This is a genomic window from Cellvibrio sp. (genome assembly GCF_053579595.1).
Map to the genome: position 1 here is coordinate 375 of NZ_JBRFPI010000172.1, position 8,820 is coordinate 9,194.

Annotated in this window: 7 protein-coding genes and 1 pseudogene; 1 reads left to right on the forward strand and 7 read right to left on the reverse strand. The window is 46.7% G+C overall.

What is annotated here, in order from left to right; all coding sequences use genetic code 11:
* The 4 genes from ACWA6V_RS11790 to ACWA6V_RS11805 all read right to left on the reverse strand — a co-directional run.
* A partial coding sequence (locus ACWA6V_RS11790) for a S8 family serine peptidase (protein WP_449522672.1) occupies positions 1-1,813 on the reverse strand: 1,813 nt, incomplete at its 3' end.
* A 205-nt stretch (positions 1,814-2,018) separates the two neighbouring features.
* Complete coding sequence (locus ACWA6V_RS11795; protein ID WP_449522673.1) at positions 2,019-2,366, reverse strand: hypothetical protein; 348 nt, start codon at positions 2,364-2,366, stop codon at positions 2,019-2,021.
* A 415-nt stretch (positions 2,367-2,781) separates the two neighbouring features.
* Positions 2,782-3,219, reverse strand: a complete 438-nt coding sequence (locus tag ACWA6V_RS11800; protein ID WP_449522674.1) for a hypothetical protein — start codon at positions 3,217-3,219, stop codon at positions 2,782-2,784.
* Between the two features lies 1 nt (position 3,220).
* Positions 3,221-5,443, reverse strand: a complete 2,223-nt coding sequence (locus ACWA6V_RS11805; RefSeq protein ID WP_449522675.1) for an adenylate/guanylate cyclase domain-containing protein — start codon at positions 5,441-5,443, stop codon at positions 3,221-3,223.
* 256 nt (positions 5,444-5,699) lie between these two features.
* Here ACWA6V_RS11805 and ACWA6V_RS11810 point away from each other — a divergent pair, with 256 nt between their 5' ends.
* Entirely contained in the window at positions 5,700-6,338 is a 639-nt protein-coding gene (locus tag ACWA6V_RS11810) for a Crp/Fnr family transcriptional regulator (protein ID WP_449522676.1), read from the forward strand.
* Positions 6,339-6,505: 167 nt separating this feature from the next.
* On the opposite strand, the gene trxC is transcribed toward ACWA6V_RS11810, so the two are convergent.
* The 3 genes and pseudogenes from trxC to ACWA6V_RS11825 form a co-directional block, all read right to left on the reverse strand.
* Positions 6,506-6,946 carry a thioredoxin TrxC gene (gene trxC, locus ACWA6V_RS11815; protein ID WP_331351330.1) on the reverse strand — a complete coding sequence of 147 codons (441 nt, stop codon included), beginning with the start codon at positions 6,944-6,946 and terminating at the stop codon, positions 6,506-6,508.
* Between the two features lie 173 nt (positions 6,947-7,119).
* Positions 7,120-8,565, reverse strand: a complete 1,446-nt coding sequence (locus ACWA6V_RS11820; protein ID WP_449522677.1) for an efflux transporter outer membrane subunit — start codon at positions 8,563-8,565, stop codon at positions 7,120-7,122.
* Between the two features lie 107 nt (positions 8,566-8,672).
* Positions 8,673-8,820: pseudogene (locus ACWA6V_RS11825) on the reverse strand (efflux RND transporter permease subunit); the annotation flags it as partial.

An 8,820-nucleotide genomic window follows, 5' to 3' on the forward strand; every position in this document is an offset into this window, starting at 1 on the left:
CCGCTTTCTGGCTGGCACTCGCCGCGACTTGATGGACATTGTCTTTCACGGTGGTGTCAGAATCCAATTGCACATTAGTCGTTTCGGCATAGAGTTTTAAATCCAAATCCGACAAGTTGCGGTATGTCGTTGGTGTTGCGGCATTGTTGTAATCCACATCGCGCTCCCACACCAGCGTAGCTTTATCGCCATTAAACATCTGGCCTTTGTAGAGCTTGTAACTGCCCGTTTGGTTTTTGGGTTTCACACTGTGTGAGAAATAATCGTTGCGATGGAAATGCGCGTGCCACAAATCCAGATAGCCCCAACCGTAGGTTTTGTTCCACTCCTTGCCGGTTTTAGCCGCGTCATCGGCAGCGGTATCGGTGTTGTTGTCTTCCCAGGAATCCGCCGTATTGATCAACACTGCTTTGATTGCGCGTGGGTCCCAGTTACCGCCATCCATCAACAATAAAGATGCTGCACCGACTTTAGGTGCCGCCGAGCTGGTGCCACCAAGGTTGGAGTAACCACCTGAGCTGTTGCAGGTCATGGTCTGCTCACCGGGCGCTGCAAGGTCGGGCTTTTTGCGGCCATCGACGGTTGGGCCACGGCTGCTTTCAAACCAGATCACGTCGTCGCTACGGCTAACTGTGTTGTTGTCGAACATATTGGCGACGGTGAGGCCGTTGTAATTATTGCCCGGCACGGTCATGGTGTTAGTGCCAACGCCCTGATTACCGGCTGATTTCGCCCAGGTAGTAGCGTAGTCAAATACCACGCCATCAACAAAGCGTGAGAGCGGATGCCAATCATTCCCCGTGGCATTGCCGTTACCCCAGGAATAGTTGATGACTTCCGGATCATCGCCCGCCGTGCGCAACATCCAATCGGCGCCCGCCATAGTGGTGGCATCATCACCTGCGTTGTCGACTAATATCGCGTTCAAACCAAAGGCGAGACCTTTGTGGGTTGCGTTAGTACTGGCATACATACAAGCAACGCCCGTCCCGTGATTGCCGTTGGTGGCGTAGTTTTCGTAAAAAGTATGGCTTTTAAGTGCATCGTGGGTATCTAACACGCCGGAATCCAGCACGCCCACATCCCACACACCGCCATCAAAACCCGATGCCCACCAGGTATCGGCACCCAATGATTGCACCTGATTGCTCAACTCGGCCTTGCCGGGATTGTTATACACAATTTCCGCAACACCACTAAGTGCAGCGATTTCTTTTAACGCAGCAACGGGAATTTCTGCACTGATCGCATTGATAGTCGCGTAATTTTCCTGAATTTTTGCACCGAGACTTTTGATGCGATCCACATACACTTTTTGCACTTCCGCAACTGCCGCACCCGATTGGCGACCAATTTGCTGGCGTAATTCACGCATTAATTTTTCACGGGATTCATTCAGAGCACGGATTTCTTTTTTATCTGCATCGGTTACGTACTGGCTCAACAGTTTACTTTGTTCAGCTTCTTTGTCTTGCCCCTCAATCGTATCTTTTGGAAGATATTTGTCGTAAATACCGCGCACACGCGCAGCGAGGGCATCAATTTCCCCTTCGTATTTTGCATTTAATTCGCGGGCGATTTTGCGCTGCGGCTGCTCGCCGAAAACGATAATCACCGGGAGTGATGTTTGTTGCGCAGCAAGGCGCTCAAGTGTTGGGTCGATACGCACTACGGCATCAGGTTTGACAGTTTCAGTTTTTCTATCGTCATCGGCATAACTGACACTAGCCGTAGCCGCTATAGCGATGAGCACAGCGCGGGTGAGAGGTTTAACAAGGGCGTGTTGGATAGAGAAAGTATTTGCAGTTTTCATAATAAGATCCTTCCTGAGAAAAAGTGATTAGTCCATCCCGTGCAGTTCAGTCCCTGTCACCGGATAACACCATTGTGCTGCAACGATGAGCGGATCACCGTGAAAAAAAACCGGGGTATTTGTGAAAAATTCACAAGACTAAAACTCGAAAAAAAAGCCCTACCGCAATGCGGCAGGGCCTGTAGAAAATATGGGTGTTATCTGGCTATTTAGCTGACGAGGATTTACGCGAGAGAAAAAATACAGCCAATCCAATGATCAGCATCAGTACTGCCAGAGACTGCAAACCACCTTCGTCATCCCGCGCGACAAACCAATCGCTAACGGCGGGCACATCGGATTTAGCAGGCACTGAGCCCACGTTAATATCAGCAAGTGCTTCAGCGACATCCTTGTCGGTATCTCCTCCTTGCAGAATCACATAGTCCTTGTGCAAAACCGCGTTGGGGGTAGCATCGACTGCTGCCAGATCCGCATCCATAGGGATCGCCGCAGCACTGGATACTATGGAAAAAGAAATTAACGCGAGGAACATGAGTGAGTGGTTGAGCATTCGCGTAACTCCTTTTTTCAGATCGCGCAAACGTGTTTTTGCACTTTGCGTAAACGCTGGTTGTGGTCCTTGTTACAAAGGTGAAGCGATTCAACAGTAGCCGGGCGCCATGCCATAAATGGCGTAACGCGGTGACACGGGGCTTAAAGCAATTGGGGGAGGCATAATGCCTATAGCGCATCCTTGCAACCTTAAGCTCATGTCACTGAGCGCAGTCTTATCCCTGGCTCGCGAAACTCTTCGTCCCGCTCGCTTATCCTTGCTGACGCCCTGCTACAGTGGTTAAGTTACTGGATTTTGATGGTGGGATCTGTGAGCTAATACAGGGAGGATTTGTGATTTATTCACGGTTGGGGGGGGGGAATTTCAATTAACGAAATAAAAAACCAGCGGTAGCTAGCCGCTGGTTACAAAATTATGACGCATCAGTAGGAATTACTCTAATAGGAGGATCGTATTCCTTACCATTCACCCAAATACTATAATCAAATATCAGAGATTTATTTTTTTGATACTCATCAACAAATTCTTTTCTTTCAAATATATCAACAGGAATTTTAATCAACACGACACCACCCTTGGACGAGTTAGAAACAACTCTATTTGGAGTTTTTCTATTCTTGAACACAATCTTGAACTCATCAGGACCAGCATACAGAACATTTTGACCAGGATGAACAACAACTTCCTTTACTGTCTCTTTTGGCACACCAGTTTTATCCAGGAATACACCCACAACAGCAGTATTTGTTCCCGGAAGAGCTTTCCCTATCTCTGGCTTACACTCCTTCACTGCACAACCAGACAACCCTAAGAGAAAAATACCTCCGATTAATATTCTTAATAACCTCATATCATTGTCCTTTTTCAATTTCAGAAAGTTTTAAAAATTTATTGTCACGCAAATATGACAAACCAGGGTCGGACTTTATTAAATTATAGGAATAACCGCTATCAAGCAACTGCTTGACATAAAATTTAACCGATTCAAAATCCCTCTTTTCTATAGATATTTTTAAGTGCGCATAATTTGCCTCAACACTCGAAACATCAACACGATCTGCAGCATTAATTGCAATCTCTGCATTTTTAAGATCATCAACTCCGAGATATGCACGAGCCATAAACTGATAGTTTTTTGGTGATATATTTCTCTCATCAGCAGACCCCATCAATGAATTTAACGCCATTTTATAGTGTCGGTTTGCCAGAACTTCATCTCGCAAACCATACTTATACAAATCTGCAATGTTAATTTGCCATTCAAAGTTATCAGGCTCCAACTCCAAAGCCATTTTATACATTTTAAGTGACTCATTAAAACGAGAGGATAAATAGTACAAACTGCCACTATTGCCAAAAACAAAGCTACTTGGCTCAATTTTAGAGGCACTCTCCAACGCTACAGCTGCTGCGTTAAAGTCATCTAAATACATATAATTTGCAGCAATATTATTAAAAACAACCGAATTTTCAGGAAGAATCTCTAAAGATTTTTTATACAATCTAATAGAGTCCTGATACCGTTTTTGCTGCATCAAAAAGAAACCATAACTACTATAAGTCAGCCAGGATTTTGAATACTTATTAATTGCTATCTTATATATTTCTTCTGCTCTCTTCGAGTCACCTAAAGAGCCATATACACTCGCAATATGTATCATTATAGACGGATCATCTTCATCCAAAGATTTTGCTTTAGTAAGCCATTCGATTGCCGTTTTGTATTCTTTTCTCGCTTTATAAATCAAACCGATAGCCGAATGAGCTTTTGGCGAGAATTTATCCTTTTCTAAAGATTGAAAGCAATTTTTGCTTGACTCATCCAACCAAGAATCTGAGTAAGTAAGATAATATTTTTTCAAATAAGCTTGGCACAAACCTGAATATGCCAACGAAAAATTGACATCATGAACAATTGATTCACTGAAGAATTGAATAGACTCATCTACATTTTTTTGTGTCATTTCCATATCCAGCAGTTTAATTCCTTTCAAATAATAATCATAAGCCGTAACATCACTAGTCAGCCTCAACGGCGCTGGCCTAAAATTCTGCAACTCAAATTCATCCGCTAAATACCGCGCAATTTCTCCCACCAAACGGTCTTGCAAAATAAAAATATCCTGATAGGTTCCATCCAATTTTCCACCGGCAATTTGCACATTATCTTTGCGGCGAAATAAGCGGTAAGCAATGCGGAGGTTGTCGCCCAAACGCTGCACACTGCCTTCCAAACGGATAGGTGCATGAATACCTTCTTTCGCATCCACGATATACACGTCACGCATATCCGCTAACTGCGAGCGCACGGCTTCGGTGATACCGGCGGAGAAATAATCGGCATCACCTTTTTCATTCATCAGGTTTTGAAAATCTGCGATTTCTACATAATTTGCTGTGTAGCCCGGCACCAACCAGCGGGGGATAAAATAAAAACCGGCGACGATAAGCGCGAACAAACAGGCCGTTAATGGATAACGGTAGGCATGGATTTTTTTATTGAGGCCGCGCAGGAAATAAAACAGATGATCGCGCCAGCCGATGCCAGTAGGTTTGATTAAATAGACACGGATTTTTTGTTCGATATTTTTTAAGGCTTGCACACCCAAACGTTTTGCGGGTGATGAGAGCGTGAAACGGATTTCGTCGTACACGGTTTGTGATATGCAAATACCGTCGGCCACAGCAAGAGGTTCTAGGCGCGCAGCGATATTGACGCTATCGCCAAACACCGCACCATCGCGGAGCATGACTTCGCCTTTGTGCAGGCCGATGCGTGTTTGCAGTGGCGGTAATTTTTTATCGCGCACTTCATTAAACGCTTGCAGATGTTGCTGAATAGCGATGGCGGCTGCAGTTGCACTGGCGGCGGAATCAAAACGCGCGAAAATCGCATCGCCGATAAATTCAACCAACTGTCCGTTTTGTTGCTCAATATGGGAAAGCAGAATTTTGCGGTAGTCGCCCAACATTTCTATCGCCATAGTCTCATTACGCCCCATAAGGCGCGAGTAGCCGACTATGTCGGTGAACATAAGTGTCTGTTCACAATGTTGATTGTGTTCGGCGACCATGATGCAGTCGGCTCTCCGTGCGATAGCGTTTGGTGATGAAAAAATGATAATCCTTGCCGCTCAAAATAGGGCATAAGTGGCGGCGATTATTGTGTGTTTTCGTGACAATAACAACAAATCAGCAAAAGAGATTCCACGCAGTGAAAAAACGCACAAAATTATGCAAATTTTGACGCCAATATTAGCCCTGTCACACCTCAGGCGTTATGATGAGCGCAACGCCAGCTCTCACAACCTAACAATAGAAGCCAATCCCATGTTAGAGAATGTACGCCTCTTTGCCGATGTGCCACCCGAATATCTCCAACAATTGGAAAAACTCAGTATTCCGCGCCGTTTTCCGAAAAATACGGTACTGGTCACCGAGGGAGATGAATCATCGCATTTGTATATTATCCGTCGCGGCACCGCGAGTGCTTTTCTTACGAATGAAGATGGCCGCCAGGTGAACCTGAATTACATGCAAGAGGGCGAATATTTTGGTGAGCTGTCGCTGCTGGATGGCCAACCGCGCTCAGCGTCTGTAGTGACGGTGACCGATTGTGAAATGGTGTTGGTGCCGCGCGCGGGCGTGCTGGAGCTGTTAAATAAACATCCGGAATTTGCGATGGTGTTGATAACGGAACTTACCCGCCGCGTGCGCGATTTAACCGACAGCGTAAAAGACATGGCACTGCTGGATGTGTACGGCCGCGTAAGTAATGCGCTGGAAAAACTCAGCGATGACAACAAACGCATCCACAACCCGAAAGTCACGCATCAGGATATCGCCAATATGGTTGGCTCATCGCGCGAAATGGTGAGCAGAATTATGAAGCAGTTATTGATTGGTGAATATATCGAGCAATGCCCCGGCTATATTGAAATCAAAAAACAATTGCCGCGTTATTGGTAACTTTTTATTTTCCTATCGTCACTCCCGCGAACGCGGGAGTCCATTTTCGCGAAAGATACACAACCTATAGATCCCCGCGTTCGCGAGGATGACGACCAACCAGAATAAACAAACCGCATTTAGCAGAACTTCAGCTGTTTCTATTGCAGAATCCCCGCTTTGTTAAATCAATTAAACGCACCCGCCTGCACCAACCAAGCTTTCAATTGCTGCATGGGCATCGCACCAGAGACACGCTGCACTTCTTTACCTCCTTTAAATAAAATCAAGGTCGGAATACTGCGAATCCCCCAACTCTGAGCGATGGACGGAACCGCTTCGGTATTGAGTTTGGCGCAGCGCAAGTAAGGCTCGGACTGCGCCGCTAATTGTTCAAATACGGGTGCAAAACTTTGGCAAGGGCCGCACCAGGGCGCCCAGCAATCTACCAGGACTGGAATGTCATTTTTTTCAATCGTGTTGGCGACATTGCCGGGGTTTAACTCCAGCGGCTTGCCCACAAAAAGTGGACGTTTGCATTTACCGCAGCTGGGATTATCGGCCAAGCGCTCACCCGGCAGGCGATTGGTGGCAAAGCAGTGGGGGCAATTGATTTGGGTAGCGCTCATAGGGATTCCAAATTATCGATAAACAGTGACCTTAAGATGGTCGCTCACAGTGAAATTTTCAAGCCATATTATTTCGGCACTGCAAAAAAACATACAGATAAAAAAGCCCGCCGGTGCAAAGGGGGCACGGGCAGGCAAAAGGGTTACCTCAGGGTTTCCAAAAACAATCATGACTACTGACGATTGGCAACAGCTTCCTGTGCAAACTCCCAACCACCGCCGAGGGATTTATACACAGCAACCAAATTCAACAACACTTGCATATCGCTCTGCGCCAATTGCGCACTCACATTCAATTGCGAACGCTCGGCATCCAACACAGTTAAAAAGTCACTACTGCCCACCTCAAAGCGTTTGCGCGCAAAAAATGCCGCCTGATTGCTCGCATTCAATGCGCGCTGCAAATCAATCCGGCGTTCTTCTTCGCGGGAAAAGTTTTGCAGTGCATTGTCTGTTTCTTCCAGGGCGACCAGCACTTGCTGTTCAAACTCGGCAATGCGCGCCTGGGTGCGTGCGTCGGCCGCATCGATTTGCACATCTACCCGCCCGAGATTAAACGCTGCCCATTGGATACGCGGTGAAAATGAAAAGGTATCGGTACCGCTATTACCGAGGCGCGTCCAATCCGTTGATAGATATCCCAAACCACCAGAGAAAGTGACACTGGGATACATATCGGCAACGCGGATATTGTATTCCGCTACTGAACCGGCGAGAGCTTGCTCTGCACGACGAACATCAGGACGACGCTTTAATAAATCCGCCGGATTGCCCACTGCAAAAGAAGCGGGAATTTCCGGCAGGGATTTCACTTGCGTTAACGCAGTTTTTAATTCCGCAGTGGGTTTACCGGTTAATACACCGATGCGATTCAATGCAACATTCACTTGCGCATGCAATGTGGGAATACTGGAGCGTGTTAATTCCAACTGCGATTCAGCACGCGCTACATCCAATTGGTCGCCCCGCCCTACTTCAAGAAAACGCTGGGTGAGCTGCAAGGTTTCCTGCTGGTTAAGTACATTGCGCAGTGCGACATCCAACAAATATTGGTTGCCGCGCAAACTGATGTAGGCACTGGCCACTTCAGCAGCGATGCTTACTTGCGCTGCTTGTAAATCGGCTTCGCGCGCAGCGAGCTGTGCCTTGGATAATTTCACCCCGTTGCGCACCCGGCCAAAAATATCTAGTTCCCAACTTGCATCAAAACCGGCTTGATAAGATTCACTGATACGCGAGTCAGCATCACCCACCATATCAGCACTTTGTTTCTGCCGCGTACCACTCACACCAGCCTCTACAGTGGGGTAGCGATCCAATTTGCTATTGCGTAAGAGCGCGCGCGATTCTGCAAGCGATGCCTGTGCGATACGTACGGAATGGTTTTGCTGCAATGAATCTGTAATTAATTGATTGAGTTGTTCATCATTTAATTGCGACCACCAGGCCGCCACCGGTTGTTGCTGATCCATGCCCTGCTGTAACTCAAATGCCGCCGGTGCAGCTGGCACATTGGCCAGCGCACGTGAATTTTCTACCGATTTAAATCCGCTACAAGCGCTGATAACCAAGGGCAACAAGGCCAGGCTAAACAGTTTGATTAATTGTTGCTGTTTCATACTTGCACCTCTTTGTGATCAAGAGCTGATTGATGTGAATGCGGCTCATTTGAATGTAATTGGCGCTCTAATTTTTCTGCCGCTACTTTTTCTGCAACGGCATAGCTACGCTTGCTTTCCAATTTGCGCAGTAACACATAGAACATAGGCGTGAAAAACAAACCAAAGAAAGTCACACCCAACATGCCTGAGAACACCGCAATCCCCATAACGCTGCGCATTTCCGAACCAGCACACGTGGAGAACACCATCGGC